General features: G+C 38.3%; 5 protein-coding genes. All 5 read right to left on the bottom strand.

Features of this window, described 5'->3' with window-relative positions; all coding sequences use genetic code 11:
- Positions 1 to 9 precede the first annotated feature (9 nt).
- From ACMX3D_RS26010 to ACMX3D_RS25990, 5 genes are read right to left on the bottom strand one after another with little or no spacing between them, the layout of a single operon-like run.
- On the bottom strand, positions 10 to 5,562 hold the full coding sequence (locus ACMX3D_RS26010) for a TauD/TfdA family dioxygenase (RefSeq protein WP_482748672.1): 5,553 nt from the start codon (positions 5,560 to 5,562) through the stop codon (positions 10 to 12).
- Between the two features lie 56 nt (positions 5,563 to 5,618).
- The gene (locus tag ACMX3D_RS26005; RefSeq protein ID WP_482748671.1) at positions 5,619 to 6,497 is read right to left on the bottom strand and encodes a hypothetical protein; all 879 of its coding nucleotides are present in this window, start codon (positions 6,495 to 6,497) and stop codon (positions 5,619 to 5,621) included.
- A gap of 26 nt (positions 6,498 to 6,523) precedes the next feature.
- Positions 6,524 to 12,511: an SDR family NAD(P)-dependent oxidoreductase gene (locus ACMX3D_RS26000; protein WP_482748670.1), complete on the bottom strand. Its 5,988-nt coding sequence runs from the start codon at positions 12,509 to 12,511 to the stop codon at positions 6,524 to 6,526.
- Positions 12,512 to 12,567: 56 nt separating this feature from the next.
- Complete coding sequence (locus ACMX3D_RS25995) at positions 12,568 to 13,434, bottom strand: TauD/TfdA family dioxygenase (protein WP_482748669.1); 867 nt, start codon at positions 13,432 to 13,434, stop codon at positions 12,568 to 12,570.
- Positions 13,435 to 13,494: 60 nt separating this feature from the next.
- Positions 13,495 to 18,840, bottom strand: a complete 5,346-nt coding sequence (locus ACMX3D_RS25990; RefSeq protein WP_482748668.1) for an amino acid adenylation domain-containing protein — start codon at positions 18,838 to 18,840, stop codon at positions 13,495 to 13,497.
- Positions 18,841 to 19,262: the final 422 nt, after the last annotated feature.

The following is a 19,262-nucleotide window of genomic DNA, read 5'->3' as shown; positions in this document are numbered from 1 at the left end:
TTTGAGATTTTAGGGAGTCTTGATATCTTTACCGTTAGTCATTTCTCCCATTGCGACAACGATTTTCCGCTGTCCGACAAAGGGGTTTCTGCCGTGAGCAGCCAGCATATTATCTAGCATGATAATGTCGCCTTTTTGCCAAGGGAAACTAATGTGCGATCGCTGATATACTGTATTAATTTCAGCAATTTCGTTTTCTGTAATTGGTGTACTGTCACCAAAGTAAACGTTACGAGGTAATTTTGACTCTCCAAATATAGATAGCAGTGATTCTCTAACGTCTGTATCTAAGTAAGAGATATGGTGTAATTGAATTTGGTTGAAAAATACAGGTTCGCCAGTTTTGGGATGTATTGCTAAAGCTGGGCGAATTTGCCGAGTTACTAAGCCATTATCATCATACCATTCAAACTCCATTCCTGCTTGATGACAGTAATTTTCTACTTCTTTTTTATCTGTAGTTTGGAAGAAGTTTTGCCAGCTTACATCTAAACCTTCAGCAAAATTTCTCACATACATTAACTGTTTGGTAGCTAATTTTTCTCGCAATTGGGAACTGAGTAATTGATAAGCTTTACGACAGTCAACAATTGGTGTTTCTCCACCTTCAGCGGCTGGTTGAACGCAGTAAAACCAAATCTTTAAGGGGAAACAATGTAAATGGGAACTTTCGTTATGGAAAAGTATCGCTTTATCTGCTGGGTAAGGAGTAGAACCATAAACTTTGCCCCCTTCACCTGTGCGGGGTAAATCGCCATATTCAGCAAATAGGTGGTGACAAATTGTTTGAGCAAAATTTTCAAACTCTGAAACTGATTTTACATTAAAATCTCTAAATAAAATTGCTCCATGTTTGAATAATTCTGTGTCTAGATATTCTCGATTATTTTCAGCCCAATAGATTAAATCCAATTCTATGCTATTAGGCTGAATTACAAGCGGAAATTTTGGCTCCTGTTGCAGATAATCTGCTTTAATTAATTTTTCGACTGACAAACTCACTGCTTTAGGAGCAATGCTCATAAATTTTTGTCTTTTTGTAGCTTTACGTTCTTGTTGTTGCATAGTTTTTTGTGATTTCTCTGCTTCTGTGAGCATTTCTAATGTATTGATACGACTTTGAGGTTGAGCCACAATGCTGTTAATTAATGTTTGCCAGTGATTTGTCAAGCAAGTGATAGTTTCTGGGGTAAATAAATCGGCGTTATATTGCCATTTACCTGCTATACTTTGCTCGGTCTCTGTGAGGAATAGGGCTAAATCGAATCTGGTTGTTTTGCTTTCTACTTCTAGTAATTTTAAAGAGATTTCTGGTAATTCTAAGGCGGAGTTTGGTGTATTTTGCAGGACAAATAATACCTGAAATAATGGAACTGTGTTGCTTAAATGGCGTTCTGGTTGTAATTCTCTAACTAACTCGTCAAAGGGTAAATCTTGATGAGCGTAAGCTGCTAATGTTTGAGTGCGAACACGTTGTAATAATTCTTGAAAAGTGGGATTATCACTTAAATCTGTGCGTAAAACTAATAAGTTAACAAAGAACCCTATTAATTGTTCAATTTCTGCTTGATTACGGTTAGCAACATCTGTACCAACAACAATATCATCTTGATTGCTATAACGTTGCAGTAAGATTTTAAAACTTGCCAGCAGCGTCATAAATAAGGTTACACCTGCTTGTTGAGAAATTCCTTTCACTCCCTGCAAAACTGATGCAGGTATAACAAAACTATGACTAGCACCCTGCTTAGTTTTCACCTCAGCACGAGGACGAGTTGTAGGAAGTTGTAAAACAGGTAAGTTTGCTAATTGCTGCTTCCAGTATTTGATTAAAGTTTCTCGTCTTTCACCTTGTAAGTGTTGACGTTGCCAAACTGCAAAATCTGCATACTGGATGGGTAATTCTGGTAAAGGAGAAGGTTCCCCAGCAGCAAAGGCAGTATATAGTGCTGCTATCTCTCTAATTAATACACCCTGTGACCAACCATCAAAAACGATATGGTGGATAGTGAATAGTAAAATGTGTTCATGTTCGCCTAGTTGTAAAAGTGTGCATCTGAGCAATGGTGCTTGGGTAAAATCAAAAGAAAGTTGGAATTCCTTAAAAATCAAATTCTCAATTTCTGCTTTTTGTTCAGTGTTCGACAATTCTTGCAAGTCAACTACAGGTATTCTTAGCTGCACATCGGGAATAATTACCTGTAATGGTTGTCCATTTACAACAGTAAAGGTAGTCCGTAAAACTTCATGACGGCGGATAATATCGTTGATGCTTTGTTCTAATGCTTTGATATTCAATTCGCCCAGAAGACGAACTGCTGCGGGCATATTATAAATATCACTACCAGGATTTAGTTGTTCTAGTAACCATAATCTAGTTTGAGCGAAAGATAAAGGTAAATTTTTATCACGAGGAACAGGTTTAATTGTAGCAGCACCCTGATGACTATTTTGTTGAATATTTTTAGCTAGTTCTGCAATAGTGGGAAATTCAAATAAACGCTGAAGTGATATATCCAAATCTAAAGTTTTACGAATACGAGAAATAACTTGAGTTGCTAATAAAGAATGTCCACCGAGTTCAAAGAAATTGTCATGAATACTAACTTGGGAAATGCCTAAAACTTGAGTCCAAATTTCGGCTAAGGCTTCTTCAAGTGGATAACGAGGTGCAACAAAACTATTAGCTAATTCCCCATTAGTATTTTCGGGTGCGGGTAAAGCACGGTGATTCACTTTACCGTTAGGGGTTAAAGGTAAAGAATTTAAGATGACAAAAGCACTAGGTATCATGTACTGGGGTAGCTTTTGCCTTAAATATTGGCGCAGTTCATCAATAACGGCATTTTCAGCAACTAAATAAGCAACTAAACGCTGATTTCCTGGTACATCTTCCCGCGCCATCACTACACACTGACTTACTGCGGGATGCTGTTCTAGCAATGCTTCAATTTCGCCTAATTCAATGCGAAATCCTCGAAGCTTAACTTGATAGTCAATGCGTCCTAAGTATTCAATGTCACCATTAGCTAAATATCGAGCTAAGTCACCTGTTTTGTAGATGAATGTTTCTGGAATAAATGGGTTAGGAATAAATTTTTCTTGAGTTAATTCTGGCTGGTTAAAATAACCTCGTGCTAACCCCGCGCCACCAATATAAAGTTCTCCAGGAACACCTACGGGAACAAGTTGCAAAGACTTATCTAAAATATAAATTTGAGTATTAGCTATAGGACGACCAATAGGAACTATAGCTTCACGCTCATCTACTAAATGAATCGTAGACCAAATAGTCGTTTCTGTAGGGCCATATAAATTCCAAATACTAGCCGCTCTTTGACGTAACTGTAAAGCTAAATTGTAGGGTAAGGCTTCACCGCCACAAAGAACTTTGAGTTGAGAATTTCCTTCCCAGCCTGCATCTAATAACATTCGCCAAGTTGCAGGTGTAGCTTGCATAATGGTTACAGCCGAATTATTCAGTTTTTGTAATAACTGAATACCATCTGTTGCAACTTCCCGACTGACTAAAATTAATTTAGCCCCTGTTGTTAAGGGAAGGAAGATTTCTAAAACCGCAATATCAAAAGATAGGGTAGTTACTGATAGTAAGCTGTCTATATTTGTTAACTGCAACTTCTGCTGCATCGCAGTCAAGAAATTTACTACACTGTGATGGGTAATTTGTACACCTTTAGGTTTACCTGTAGAACCAGAAGTATAAATTGTATAACTTAAATTACTCGAATTAACATTGCTGTTAACCAAGTTTTGTTGATGTGTGGCGATGCTTTCCCAGTCACTATCTAAACAAATAGCTTGGGCGTAGTGAGATAGAAGAATTTTTAATAAATGTTGTTGAGTTAATAAAATTGAGATTTGTGAGTCTTCCAACATATACGCCAAGCGTTCTTGAGGATATGTAGGATCTAGTGGTATGTATGCACCACCTGCTTTGAGAATTGCTAACAGAGCAATTATCATTTCTAAGCTTCGCTCTACACAAATCCCTACTAATACCTCTGGTTTTACTCCCAGTTTTTGCAAGTGATGAGCAAGTTGATTTGCTTTGGCGTTTAGTTCCCGGTATGTTAATTGCTGATTTTCAAATACCACAGCAACAGCATCAGGGGTTTTCTCAACTTGGGCTTCAAATAGCTGATGAACACATTTGTCTTGGGGATAGTCAACTTGTGTATTATTCCATTCTTCTAATAATTGATAACGCTCACTATCTGTGAGTAAGGGCAATTCACCAATACGCTGTTGTGGATTTGCCACCATACCTAATAGTAGAGTTTGCAAATGTCCCAACATACGAGCGATTTTATCATCGCTAAAGCGAGTGCGATCGCTAAAAATTTCCAGTGTTAATTCAGAATCTACTTCGACTGAAATATTAAGTGGATAGTGAGGATGAATAGAACTATGAATATTAGATATTTGAAGATTATCTATCGACTTTTGTAAGGCAGAATTTATCGGGTAATTTTGAAAATTAAATATACTTTCAAATAAAGGTTGTCCAGATGTAATTTCACTCCATTTTTGAATCTCTATTAATGGAGTATATTCGTATTTCCGTACTTCATTTTGCTGTAATTGTAATTGCTTGAGCCAAGGTAGGAAAAATTCTTGAGGATTTAAATTGATTCTGACTGGCAAAGTGTTGATAAACACTCCCATCATTGATTCTACGCCCGCTAACGTGGTGGGGCGACCAGAAACAACCCCTCCAAAGACAATATCATTCTCACCACTGTAACGACTGAGAAGAATTGCCCATGCTCCCTGCAATATGGTATTTAGTGTTAGTTGTTGTTGCCGAGCAAAAGACTGCAACGTAGCTGTTTTTGCATTTGATAAGCGCAATATGTGTGTAGTGTAATTTTTGTTTTCACTAATTTGGTTACCAAAACTCTGGTCTACACCCAAAGAGGTGACTGTGGTAAAACCTTTGAGATATTTTCTCCAAAAAGCCTCTGATTTTGCTAAATCTTGCTTTTGTAGCCAAGCTATATAGTCTCGATAAGGACGAGGTTTTTGTAATTGTATATCTTTATCTTGTTTTAAAGCTTGATAGTAAGCAAATAATTCTTGAAGTAGTAAGGAAGAAGACCAACCATCCAATAGTAAATGATGATGAGTCCAAATAAATTTGTAGTGATTTTCCGCTAACTGGAGTAGCATTAAGCGCATCAATGGTGCTTGATTAATTTCAAAACCTCGTTCTTTTTGTGTTGCTAAACAAGTCTCGATTCGCTCTTGCTGTGCAGTAAATTCTAAGGTAGATAAATCTTGTTGCTGCCAAGGTAATTGCACTTGTTTATACACTACTTGGACAGGCTCTTTAATTCCTTCCCAAATAAAAGAGGTTCGCAAGATTGCATGTTTGTCAACTAATTGCTGCCATGCTTGTTGAAATAAAGCAATATTTAAATTTCCCTGAATATCACAACTTAATTGCTCAACATATACTCCTGATTTTGGGGCATAAAGTGTATGGAACAGTATGCCCTGCTGCATTGGTGATAGTGGATAGAACTCCTCAATATTCTTCATGATTTTACAATTTTTACCTTTTATTGATGCGTGTCAGAGAGTTGCCGAATTTATTTTTATAGCTTTGTTGGATCATCAATGGCGGGAAATTCTAATTCCAACTCCGCTAATGATTTTATACCTATTTCTTGTAATAATTCAGGTCTTAAAGTGTTATTTTCTACTACATTACCTGGTGCAGTGTTATCTCCTTTGTAAATAAAAATTTGATTGCGGTAAAAATGTATCCCGACAATATGCTTGTCAAAATAATTAGGAGTGTATCCTGGATGAATAAATTCTTGGTGGCTCAAGCAATCAACTAGCCTTTTAAAAAAATTTATCATAGTTTTTTGGTCATATAAATCCAGACTCCCACCATATTCAGCCCAATGATGAGCAACATCATCGCTGCAAAACTTTGACCAATTTTCGTAACTTGGTATATAAGATGTATGGGTATCTTCGACTACATATATACCGCCATTATTCAATTCTGGAAACAAAATTTTAAATGTTTTAATTACATGGTCATTTCGATGACTACCATCATCAATAATAATGTCAAATTTTCCAACTTCAGCTACAATTTTTTTGAGGAATGCTTCATCATCTTGGCTACCTTGGAAAATTTTAATGCGGTCTTCTTCCAAAGCGCATTTGTCTACAATATCCATCCCATAAATCATACTTTTAGGAAAATATTGCTTCCACATTCTCAAGGAATCGCCACCAGAATAAGGGTCTTCGTAACCTCCTACACCAATTTCTAAAATATTCAATTTTTTATTTTTCAGTGGTGCAAAATGCTCTTGGTAATGCTGACCAAATAAATGAGTGTTCCATTTACTGCCATAAAGAGGTAGTAACTTTTTTAAATCATTCCGGTAGAGGAATGACATAAATTGATGGTGCAATTTTTGGAGAAAAGGAGTTGGATTTTTTGCTACTAACATACTATGGTTTTTACGTTCATAATTATTTAACTTGTCACTTGATTAATAGCTGCCAAAATATTGTCAATATCGTCTTGACTCCATTGGCTAGATTCAAATTCAGCAAAGTCTGAAGGTGTGTAGTTTGGTAGTGTAGAAGACTGACTACTAGTGAGTAGAGAAAGTAAAGCTGTTTTAAAATCTTGAGCTAAATTCTCGATTGTCTGCCTTCGATGGACATTTTGGCTGTAAATCCAATCGATTTTGAGTTGGTTTTGCACTATTAAGGCATTAATTTCTATGAGATGGCTGCGTTGCGCACGTGAACTACGGGATAAACCACTAGATTTTGGCGATAACTTGAATAAAGAAGATTCAGGTACAGTTTGCTCATAGTTACCAAGGTAAAGGAAAAGTACTTCTGCTTGTTGTAGCGATCGCAATTTTTCGGTAATAATTTCATCACCACTTAAGTACCGCAAAACACCATACCCCAAACCTTGATTCGGGAAACTACGGATTTGCTCTTTCACTTGCTTTAAAATTTCCCCAGTTTGTTCAGCTTCTCCAATGTCCAATAGCATGGGGGCAATATTAGTAAACCAGCCTACTGTCCGGGATAAATCAATATCATCGAAGATTACATCTCTACCATTGCCTTCTAAATCTACCAGAAGCGATCGCTCTCCCGTCCATTTACTAAATGCTTGCGCTAAAGCAGCAATTAATACATCATCTGTTTGAACTCGATAAGTTGTAGCAATTTCTTCCTGTAATGCTTGCGTTTCCGACACACTCAAGGTTACAGAAATAGTTTCAGCAGACTCTACAGTGTTAGCACCATCCACATAATCAACAGGTAAAGGTAATACCCAGTCACGTTCAGCAGCTAACCAATAAACTTGTTCTCTTTGTAATTCAATCGACTGGGCGTACTCAGTTAATCGCAAAGCCCACTGTTTGAATGAAGTTGTCTTCGGTTGTAGCTTAATTGTTTTTCCTTGATTTATTTGTTGGTATGCAGTTTCTAAATCTTCCAACAAAATTCCCCAAGAACCAACATCAATGGCTAAATGGTGAATTGCTAACAGTATGCGGCTTGGTTGATGTGTTCCAAAATTAAACAAGACAACCCGCACAATTGGGCCAGAAGTAAGATTTAAACTTGCTTGAATTTCTGTACTTAATATTTCAAATTTCTGTTCTTGCTGCTGTGGTGATAGTTTTGATAAATCTATTTCTTCAAATGGTACAACTTCATCAGGACTAGCATTTACCTGCTGCCAACCAGATGCTTCTTCTGTAAAACGCAGACGCAAAGCATCATGATGAATCAGTAAATGTTGAACCGCCTGTTGGAACAGTAGCGTGTTCAGAGATTGTTGCACCTCTAGCACGACTGTTTGATTCCAATGGTGTGCGTCAACTAAATTCTGTTCAAAAAACCAGTGCTGAATTGGAGTTAAAGGTAATTCTCCTTCAACTAATCCCTGTTCGCTCAAAACAGTTTGAGTTCTGCTTGCTATTTCTGCTAATTGTGCAATAGTTGGGTATTCAAATAAATGCTGATTAGTAAACCTCAGTCCGTCTTTGTTGGCTCTAGCAGTAATCTGAATACTGAGAAGTGAATCACCACCTAATTCTAAAAAATTATCTTCAATACCTATCGGTTCAATTCCTAGAATTTCTTGCCATATATTAGCAATATTTTGCTCAATTTCATTTCTGGGAGCAACATAAATATTCTGCAAAAATGGTCTGGAGTGTAATGTTAGTGAATTAGGTTGATTAATGATTTTTGAAGGCTTAATCCACTGTTCAATCCTAGCTTGTAAATCAGTTGTTGAGACAACTACCTGATTGACTTTAGTTAAAGACAAGACTCGGTAAAATACCTCAACACCTTCATGATTACTCATGAAAAACTCAGTTGAGATTTCTGGTTTATTTGCCAATTCTGTAACTAATTGACTAGTTAACCAGTTATCCCAATTCACACTCATCCAAGGTGTAGAGTTTGTCTGGTTATGTTTATAAACAAAGGCATCGGTGAAGTGATGGGCGGCTGGATAAGCTGCCATTCCTAATGCACCTAAAACAGATGATAACGAAGATATTAATACACAGAAATCAAGCTCTATTCCTTGCAATGCTGCTTCTAAAATATACAGTCCATGACCATTGGCTCTCAGTTGTTGTTCGCATTCGCTTTTAGTAATTTCTTGAACTGTTCTAAACAGTTTAATTCCAGCAGCATGAATCACACCATTTATCTGACTAAAACGGTCTACAGCCTGAGTAATAGCTGCTTGCATTTGGTCTGAATTAGCTACATCAGCACTCAGAGTTAGAATCTCTGCACCCAGATTTTCTAGTTTCTGTAATTTTCGGATTTTACTACTGAATTTATCTTCTTCTTCGTGAGTTTTCAGCCATTGCTCCCATTCATCTTTATTAGGAAAAACTGAAGAATTAACCAGTACTAATTTTGCTTTTACTGTCTGCGCTAAATACTCAGCAATTTCTAGACCAATACCACCTAAACCACCAGTAATGAGATATACTCCTTCTTGCCGCAGCTTGGGTGATTGGTTGTTATTTAGCCGTAGTGGCTCATAAGATTGTACCCAGCGATGATGACCACGATAAGCGATCGCACTCTCAAATTCTTGAGCATTTAACTCTGCTAAAAGTTGGTCTAATAATTGACTTTCTGCAACAGTCCCATCTTTAGGAAGCACAATATCAACGCTACGACAAGAAATATTTACATACTCTTGTGGAATAGTTTTACACATTCCTAAAACCGTTGCTTTCTCTGGACATAATTTTTCCAGACCTGTCACATCGTATATATCATTGGTGACAACCAAGATATCTATAAGTTGAGTAATATTTTGCTTACTCAAAGACTGTGCTAAAAATAACAAGCTATAAAAACCTGTGTTTTGGCAACTGTCAAGAAGCTCAATTCCCGATGTTGTTTGTTCAGTAGGTGTGATACTCCATAGGTGTAGAATCGCATCTGGAATTTGCCCGAAAAATTGCAATTCTTCAATTAAAGAATCATAATCATCAGGCTGGTTGGGATTGATAATATATTCTCTTTCACTGAGTTTGCTAAACTGTTCTCCTTGCCAGATAGTAATAACATTGTTACCCTCACCTTCTAGTCGTTTGACTATTTGTGAACCGACTTGACAAGTATCAGCAAATACCAAAACCTGTTTTTCAGATTTTACAGCTTGGGGTGCGTTCGCGAAGCGTCCCCGAAGGGGAATCGCTTGTTTCCAAATTGGTAGATAAAACCAATCTGCTATGTCAGGCTTTTTCTGGTTACCAGCAAGAGATACACTAGATTTTTTCTCAGGTTCTATCCAATAACGTTGACGTTCAAAAGGATATGTCGGTAGAGGAATACGATAACGGCGTTCAGAGGCATAAAAGCTCGACCAATCTACAGAAACTCCGAAAAACCAGAGGCGACCAAGGGTATTTAGCAAGAACACAACATCAGCTTGTTCTTCTTTGGGATGTCGTAACGAAGACAGTATCGGCTGTTGGTTGACTCCAGTTTGTTGTTTGACAAATGTACACAAAGTCCGCCCCGCCCCTACTTCTAGAAGAATTCGGTTTGGCTCTTGCAGTAACACAGACATACCATCTGCAAACCGCACTGTTTGGCGTAAATGATTTGCCCAGTAATGCGGATTTGTTGCTTCTTGTGCCGATATCCAAGTGCCGGTGAGATTGGAAATAAAGGGGATTTGCGGTGAATTTAATGTAACTTTCTTAACTTCCGCAATAAACTCCTGCAAAATCGGTTCCATCATCTGAGAATGGAACGCATGAGAAGTATGCAGACGACGGCTTTGTATTCCTTGGGCTAAGAGTTTCTCAGACAGTGCATCTATCGCTGTATGGGTTCCTGATACGACACAAGAAGACGGTGCATTACTAGCAGCTAGAGATAAGTTGTCGTTTAATAAGGGTTTAACCTCTGCTTCTGAGAGGGGAATCGATAGCATACTCCCACTGGGCAATTGCTGCATTAATCGCCCACGCATCACCACAAGAGTTAATGCGTCTTCTAATGACATAACACCAGCAAGACAAGCTGCCACATATTCTCCAATGCTATGACCAATCGTCGCACTAGGAGAAATGCCCCACGATATCCACAACTGGGCTAAACCATACTCGATGACAAATAATGCTGGCTGGGCAAGGGATGTTTGCGTGAGTTTTTCTTGTGCAGTTTCAATATCAGATTCTTGGGGATAGATGACTGTACGTAAATCTAAATCTAATAATGGTTGAAGTATCGAACAGCAACAGTCTACAGATTCACGAAAAACTGACTCTGTTTGATAGAGTTCTTTGCCCATGTTGACATACTGACTACCCTGCCCAGGAAACATGAAAGTAATCGGGCGATCGCATGGTTCTTGGTAGTGTGTAAGTACTCTTTGAGAAGCTCTGTTTTGCAAGGCATTAATCGCATCTTGAATATCGTCGCACACCAATATGCGACGATAATTAAACTCTTTGCGCCCGACTTGCAGAGTGTAAGCAACATCCGCCAGATGGAGATCAGGATGCTGCATCAGATGTTGTACCAGATTGTCAGTAGCAGTTTCTAATGCAGATTCAGTCTTGGCAGAAATGACTAACAGTTGCCAAGGGCGAGAGTGTAGAGACGCGAAATTTCGCATCTCTACAATCGGGGGTTCTTCTAGAACAACATGAGCATTCGTTCCCCCCATCCCCAAGGAACTAACACCCGCACGACGCGGAGATAGTTCTGATTTCCATTCGGTCAGTTGTGTGTTGACGTAAAAAGGACTATTGGCAAAATCAATCTGGGGGTTGGGCTGTGTAAAATTCAGGCTGGGTGGTATTTGTTGATGTTTGAGGGCTAAAGCTGTCTTGATTAATCCGGTGACTCCGGCTGCTGCATCGAGATGACCGATATTTGTTTTCACAGAACCGATTGCACAGAAACCTTTTTTGTCTGTACTGGCGCGAAAAACTTTGGTTAAAGCTGCAATTTCAATGGGATCGCCCAAAGTTGTACCAGTACCATGCGTTTCAATATAGCTGATGGTTTCTGGTTCAACACCTGCTAACATGATGGCTTCGGCGATCGCTTCGGCTTGTCCATCAATGCTAGGCGCTGTATAACCGACTTTCACTGAACCATCGTTGTTAATTGCCCAACCTTTAATGACTGCATAGATGTGATCATTATCGGCGATCGCATCTTCCAACCGCTTAAGCAAAACAACTCCCACACCATTACCCACAGTTGTACCTTGGGCTTGAGCATCAAAAGCCCGACAATGGCCATCAGGAGATAAAGTTCCGCCTGGTTGATATAAATAACCTGTTTTGTGCGGAACTCGAATCGAAACTCCTCCCGCCAAAGCCATATCACATTGATAATTCATTAAACTTTGGCAAGCCAGAGTGATTGCTACTAATGAAGTAGAACAAGCTGTTTGAACAGTTAGACTTGGCCCAGTTAAATTTAATTTGTAAGAGACACGGGTAGACAGGAAATCTTTATCATTCCCAATTAATTTTTGATAAGACTTTGCCGAACCAACTTGGTCACTATTTAAATCAAAAGATAAATAATTATTTAAACTAGCACCAGCATAAACTCCTATCCGACTCTCACATCTATTAGAGTCATAACCAGCACTTTCTAATGCTTCCCAAGCACACTCTAAAAATAACCGATGTTGTGGATCTGTAATTTCTGCTTCTTTAGGATTAAAGTCAAAAAATGCAGCATCAAATAAATCAATATCTTCTAAAACACCGCTTGCTTTGACATAGTTACTATCATCTAAACAGCTAGAAGTAACACCTGCTGCTAATAAATCTTCATCTGTAAGCTGAGAAATTGATTCGATTCCAGCTTGTAAATTTTGCCAAAATTCTTCAATATTATTGGCTCCAGGGAAACGTCCTGATATGCCAATAATTGCTATGCCTTCTATTGATATGTCAAATTCTGTATTACCCATTTTCTCGTACTTGGGTTAGATAAAAATAATTTTTTTCACGCAGAGAGAGTTTTTGATTATTTCATGTAACTGAGGAGAGAGTAAATTCTGCGTTTTCTATCGGCAAATGACCGACGACCATGTAGAAATCTAGAATTATCAATCATCACCAAATCGCCTGACTGCCAGGGTATAACCTCAGTTAAATTATTCATCACTTGCTGAATTTGGTTGATAACTGTTGATGGAATTGGTGAACCATCTGCAAAAGTTACAACTCCTCTAGGATTTTTGTACTCGGCAATTAAGCTATTAGCAAATGCGTCTTGATGCCCATATTTTGTTTTAACTACAGCCGAACAAACATATTCTATAGAAATAGACTGGTCTTCATTAATTTTGTAGCTTAATCCAGGAATACCGTTGAGGGTGCGGTTGACATCAGCTAAAGTAGCACCTACTCCTAAAAAACGCTTCCAGTCAGCAGCCGGAAATTTCTGAAAGAATTTGATTTTTTTAGCAATGAATAACTGCCTTATTTCTTCATCTAATTCTTGCCATACTCGCACACCATCCCAATATAAAGTTTCTCCACCTTGAGCAGCAGGCACACCACAGCAAAACCAGATGACATCAGGGCGAAAGGGAGAGTTAGCATTCTCACAATGAGGGCTAACGTAGTGCATTCCTGGGTCTACTAAAGTGACATATTTATTGCATGGATCAACTATTGGTCTATCTTTATCTAAGACAAATCTCGAACTGAATTTTTCGGCAAATGTCTTCATCTGTTCATAGTTAACACCAAAATCTCGAAATAGTAAAACACCATATAATTTAAAGCAGTCTAAAGTTTCTTGCACAGGTAATTGCAAAATTGATTGAGAAGTATTGTTGTGAATAATTTTTGCACTGCTAATTAATAATGTATCAGTTTCAACCATTATAGTCTGAAGCTCCTAATTTCACTGCTTGGTATTTTGTGGATTAAGCAAAATATTTAATTATTTATTTCGATTTTTACCACGTTCCATCAAGATTTTCTGTCTGTTTACAGCTTGTCTTTGCTTTTGAATACGGTTGTTTAAAGATTCAAAAGTTGATGTTTCTTTTGAATTGAAATTTATATACTTAGACAAAGATTTAATAGTTGGGTGTTGGAACATCTCTACAACTGAAATGTCGCAGTGCAGGATTTCTCGTAATTTATGATTTACCTGAACCATTAATAATGAATTGCCACCCAGGTCAAAAAAGTTATCATTAATGCCTACTGTTTCTAAGTGTAATATTTCTATCCAAATTTTAGCGATCGCTCTTTCTATTTCAGAGTTTGGTGCTTCATACGCCTCTTTTAAATCCAGGCGTTGAACTTCTGGTAAAGGTAAAGCTCGACGGTCTATTTTACCATTAGGTGAAAGTGGTATTTTATTTAATTCCACAACAACAGAAGGCACCATATAATCAGGTAATTTATCTTTGAGATAATCCCGTAATTCCTGTGCAGAGAATGTTGTTCCTGAATGAAGAACTACATAAGCTACCAAGCGCTGATTTTTGGGGATATCTTCTCTAGCTACTACTACCGTTTCTCTAATTTTTGGGTGCTGTCCTAATACAGCTTCAATTTCTCCTAGTTCAATGCGGAAACCACGAATTTTAACTTGATAGTCAATTCTGCCTAAATATTCAATATTCCCATCAGAACGATATCGTGCTAAATCACCTGTTTTGTATAATAACTTTCCTAATGCAAATGGACTAGAAATAAACTTTTCTTGAGTTAATTCAAGTTTATTCCAATAACCACGCGCTAATCCTACGCCACCGATATGTAACTCACCACTTACCCCAATAGGAACAGGTTGTAAATGTTTATCTAAAATATATATCTGTGTATTGGCAATTGGATGACCAATCGGAACTATTTTCTCATGACTATTGCTTTGACAAGCCCAATAAGTTACATCTATAGCCGCTTCTGTCGGGCCATAAAGGTTATGTAATTGGGCATTTAATCTTTCAAAGAAGCGTTGTTGTAAGTCAAAAGATAGGGCTTCGCCGCTACAAATTACCTGCTTAATACTACCACATTTCTCTAGTTCTGTTTCTTCTAGAAACACTTGCAACATTGAGGGAACAAAGTGAAGTGTAGTAATTTTTTCTTGAGCAATTAGTTGAACTAGATATCTACTATCTTGATGTCCACCTGGTTTGGCTATCACTAAACTTGCACCTGTTAACAAAGGCCAAAAGAATTCCCAAACCGAGACATCAAAACTGAAGGGTGTTTTCTGTAAAACTTTGTCGTCTGCGGTGAGTTGATATGTATCTTGCATCCACAGTAAGCGGTTGCATAAGCCTTTGTGAGTGTTCATTGCACCTTTGGGCTTGCCTGTGGAACCGGAGGTGTAAATCACATAAGCTAGGTTTTCTGCTGTAACTCCACTAGTTAGGTTTTCAGATTTATAAGCAGCAAATTCTTGACACTCAGAGTTAATACATACTACTTGTGCTTGGTGTGGTGGTAGTTCTAGGACTAGATATGGTTGCACTAATAGTACCGATGCTTGAGCATCTGCCAACATAAATGCTAAACGCTCTTTCGGATAGGTAGGATCTAAAGGTACATAAGCACCACCTGCTTTGATAATTGCTAATATCCCAATTACCATTTCTAAAGAGCGTTCCATGCAAATACCAACCAATACATCTGGTTTCACACCCAGAGTTTTGAGATAGTGAGCAACTTTGTTAGCGCGTTCGTTTAACTCTCGGTAGGTAAGTTTTTGATTTCCAAAGATGAGCGCAGTAGCATCTGGCGTGCGTTCTACTTGCTGCTCAAATAATTGGTGGATGCAATGGTTTTGGGGATAGTTCCTCTGAGTATTATTCCATTCAACTAGTAACTGATGTCTTTCAAATTCTGTTAACAACGGCAATTCTACAATATTAGTATTAGGCTCGTTAACTATAGCTTGTAGTAGTGTTTGGAAATGTCCGAGCATCCGATGAATGGTATCGGTATTAAATAGTTCAGTATTGTACTCTAATGTTGCGACTAATCCCTGTTCTCTGTCTTCTATAAACAGAGTTAAATCAAACTTAGCCGAGCCGTTATCACCTTCGCTAAAAGTTAGGGAAATATCTGATAGCTGTGGATTTGGAATTGGCACATTTTGGAGAACAAACATCACCTGAAATAGCGGGTTGTGGCTGAGATCGCGTTCAGGTTGTAATTCTTCTACTAATTTATCGAAAGGTAAGTCTTGGTGAATGTATGCTTCTAAAGCTGTGGATTTGACTCGTGCAAGTAACTTTTTAAAACTAGGTTGCTCAGATAAATCAGTCCGCAAGACTAAAACATTAACAAATAATCCTATCAATGATTCAACTTCAACAGAGTTACGACTAGCAACTGGCGAACCTACTAAGATATCCGTTTGTCCTGTGTAGCGGTACAGCAGAGTTTTGAAGGCTGCTAACAAAGTCATAAATAAAGTAGCGCCTTCTTGATGACTCAGTTGCTTTAATGAGTCTGTAAGATTTTTGGGTAAGGCTAGTTGAACTTTAGCACCATTGAAGGTTTGTACAGGCGATCGCGGATAATCGCAAGGTAAATCCAATACAGGCAGCTTACCACTTAATTTCTGTTTCCAGTATGCAAGTAGCGTTTGAATGCGTTCTGGATGTAAATTCTTTCGTTGCCAATAGGCAAAATCTACATATTGAATTGGTAATTCAGTAAGTGGAGAGGGTTTTTCCTTAGCGAAGGCTTCATATAGTGCTGCCAATTCTCGAATGAACACCCCAATAGACCAACCATCTGCAACTATGTGATGGAAGGTAATTAATAGTTTATATTCATTGTCTGTCAAGTGTAGTAATAAACTACGCAATAGCGGTTGAGAGGACAAATCAAATTTATGTTGAGCTAAATCTTTTGTGAGACGTTCTACTGCAACTTTCGCATTATCTTCTGACAACTCCCGCAAATCTTCTATTGGTAAGCCAAAGTCAACAGTCGGATGAATTACTTGAACAGGTTGTCCATCAACTAATACAAACTGAGTTCGTAAGACCAGATGACGTTGGATAATTTCATTGAAGCTTTGTGTCAGTGCTGCAATATTTATCTGTCCTGTTAAATTAATCACAATAGGAATATTGTAAGCCGAAGTATTAGGTGCTAACTGATGAATAAACCAAAGTCCCTGCTGTGAAAAAGATAAAGGATGATAATCACTGCTGTTCTCAACTTTAGCCAAAGTTAGTAATGGCACATTACCCGCAGTAATTTCTGCTAGGATTTTTACTGCCAATTCTTGAATACTCAAACCTTCAAAAAAGTCTGCTACAGATACCGCAACTTCTAGATAGTTTTCAATGCAGTTTTTTAACTCAAATACTCTTAAAGAATCAAGTCCTAAACTACTTAAAGGCTGTTTATTATCAACTTGCGAGGGTGTGATTTTCAGCACTCGCGCTACTTGCTCTAGTAAATATGCTTCCAATAATAGTTGAGATTCGGTCGGAGATAACGACAAAATAGTTGCGCGATTCAGCTGGAGATTATTTTCTGTTTCTGTAAAATTAGTACTTTCACTAATACTGCTATTTATTACCTGTAATTCACTAGCCAGAAACTCTGCTTTCGTAGCACGGCGTTGAATCTTTCCACTAGAAGTTTTGGGAATAGTACCTGGTTTAATCAGAACCACTCCATAAACCTGCACCTCATGTTCTTGAGTTATTGCTTGACGAATTGCAGCTGTCACCTCTTCTAAATTTGGTTTGGCGCGAAATTCTAATTCTTGCACCACTACTAATTGTTCTTGATGATCAACTTCTACACAGAAAGCTGCATTACCACCAGCACGCAAAGATGGATGAGAGCGTTCTGCGGTGAGTTCAATATCTTGCGGGTAAAGGTTGCGACCCCGAATAATAATTAAATCTTTGGCTCTACCTGTTATAAAAAGTTCGCCATTGTCCAAAAAGCCTAAATCACCTGTGCGGAGAAAAGGGCCTTCTTTTGTATCTTGCAAAAAGGCGTGAAAAGTCTCTTCTGTTTCTGTATGACGATTCCAATAGCCTTTGCCAATGCTAGGGCCAGATACCCATATTTCCCCAACTTCTTGATCCTGACAGCGAGTTAAAGTTTCTGGGTTAGCAATGATAACTTGTTGTTGTGGTACGCTGCGACCACAGCTAACTAATGCTATTGAATTATTCTTGTTTGTAACAGTCTCAATTATATGGTTGCTTTCTAAAGCGTTTTTATCTATATACTTGCTTTTTACTAACGCAGATTTGACGCTACCAGATACCATCAAAGTGGCCTCTGCCATACCATAGCAAGGATAAAAAGCTTCTGGACGAAAACCACATTCAGCAAAGGTGGCGACAAACTTCTCTAGAGTCTCGTGACGAATTGGTTCAGCACCGTTAAAAGCCACACTCCAACTGCTTAAATCTAGGTTTGAGCGTTGTTCGGGGGTAATTTTTTCAATACAAAGTTCATAAGCGAAGTTAGGCGCACCGCTAGTAGTTCCTTTGTAATCAGAAATCGCCTTTAACCAACGGTAAGGACGCTGAAGAAAGGCAGCTGGTGGCATCATAATACAGGGAAAACCGCCATACAAAGGTTGCAGTACGCCGCCAATCAGCCCCATATCATGATAAACAGGTAGCCAAGTGACGAACTTACTACTAGAAGTATGTTCCATATACTGGCGTGTCACCTCAGCATTGTGTAGCAAGTTGCCATGAGTAAGCATGACACCTTTGGGTTTACCAGTAGAACCGGAAGTATACTGCAAAAATGCCAAAGTATCTATATTGATCAAAGGCTCTTGCCAAGCTTTTTCTATACCTGGTGTGAGGTTGTCGGTAGTGAGCCAGTGGATATTATCTATATCAAATTTATCGGCCAGCAAAGACTGCAACTGACTCAGAATTGCTGTTGTTGTCAGGATTACGGCTGTTTGTGCATCTTGTAAAATTGCCAAGATTCTGGGGGTGTTGCGTTGGTTGCGTGGTGGGTAAGCTGGGACTGCTACTACCCCTGCATACAAACACCCAAAGAAGGCGGGTAAGTAATCTATGCCAGGTGGATAGAGAAGTAATGCACGCTCACCGCTTAAACCTAATGTTTGCAGTTGAGATGCGATCGCTCTACTTTGTCTGTCTAACTCTTGATAAGTTAAAGTCGCTGCTTGGGTTTCACCATCGTACAGAAAGGTAAAGGCTTCAGCATTTGCTTTTTCCATAGACCTGAAACGCAGCAGTTCTACCACCGTCGAACACTTACCGACCATTTCTTCTAAATCATTGACATATTGAGTCATTGCACTTTCACAGCCCTGACGCACAGAACGAATTCTTAGAAATAATTAGCAATAGTATCCTTGTTGCAAGCGATCGCACGCGTTTACGCCGTTCCATCGGTATCACATTAATTTTGAGTCTTGAACAAGTCCACTAAGTTATTGCTATTAATTTTCAATTAATTTGTAGCATAAAACAACTTAACTCAGATAGCAAGCAACTATTGGTCTTAATCAAGAAGACTTATCATCCTTTCATCACAATACCAACGTAAATATACATCAAATATACGTCTACAGAGGCATGACAAATTTTAATTTTTTCAACCGCTGTTGCCAAAAATCCTGATAAAACCTTACTAAATGGTTGTTTTACAAGACTTTCATGACACAAGGGTAACTCAGCACTTGCAGTTGGTAAGTTTCATTAAATACTTGCTTGC

The organism is Anabaena sp. TISTR 8404 (assembly GCF_056847745.1).
Note: the sequence above shows the minus strand (reverse complement) of the source record. Positions and strands in the feature narration are given on the sequence as shown.

What these genes read in the sequence shown, in the direction of transcription:
- ACMX3D_RS26010 (WP_482748672.1), bottom strand. Translation starts at nt 5,562, where the DNA reads ATGAAGAATATTGAGGAGTTCTATCCACTATCACCAATGCAGCAGGGC.
- ACMX3D_RS26005 (WP_482748671.1), bottom strand. Translation starts at nt 6,497, where the DNA reads ATGTTAGTAGCAAAAAATCCAACTCCTTTTCTCCAAAAATTGCACCAT.
- ACMX3D_RS26000 (WP_482748670.1), bottom strand. Translation starts at nt 12,511, where the DNA reads ATGGGTAATACAGAATTTGACATATCAATAGAAGGCATAGCAATTATT.
- ACMX3D_RS25995 (WP_482748669.1), bottom strand. Translation starts at nt 13,434, where the DNA reads ATGGTTGAAACTGATACATTATTAATTAGCAGTGCAAAAATTATTCAC.
- ACMX3D_RS25990 (WP_482748668.1), bottom strand. Translation starts at nt 18,840, where the DNA reads ATGACTCAATATGTCAATGATTTAGAAGAAATGGTCGGTAAGTGTTCG.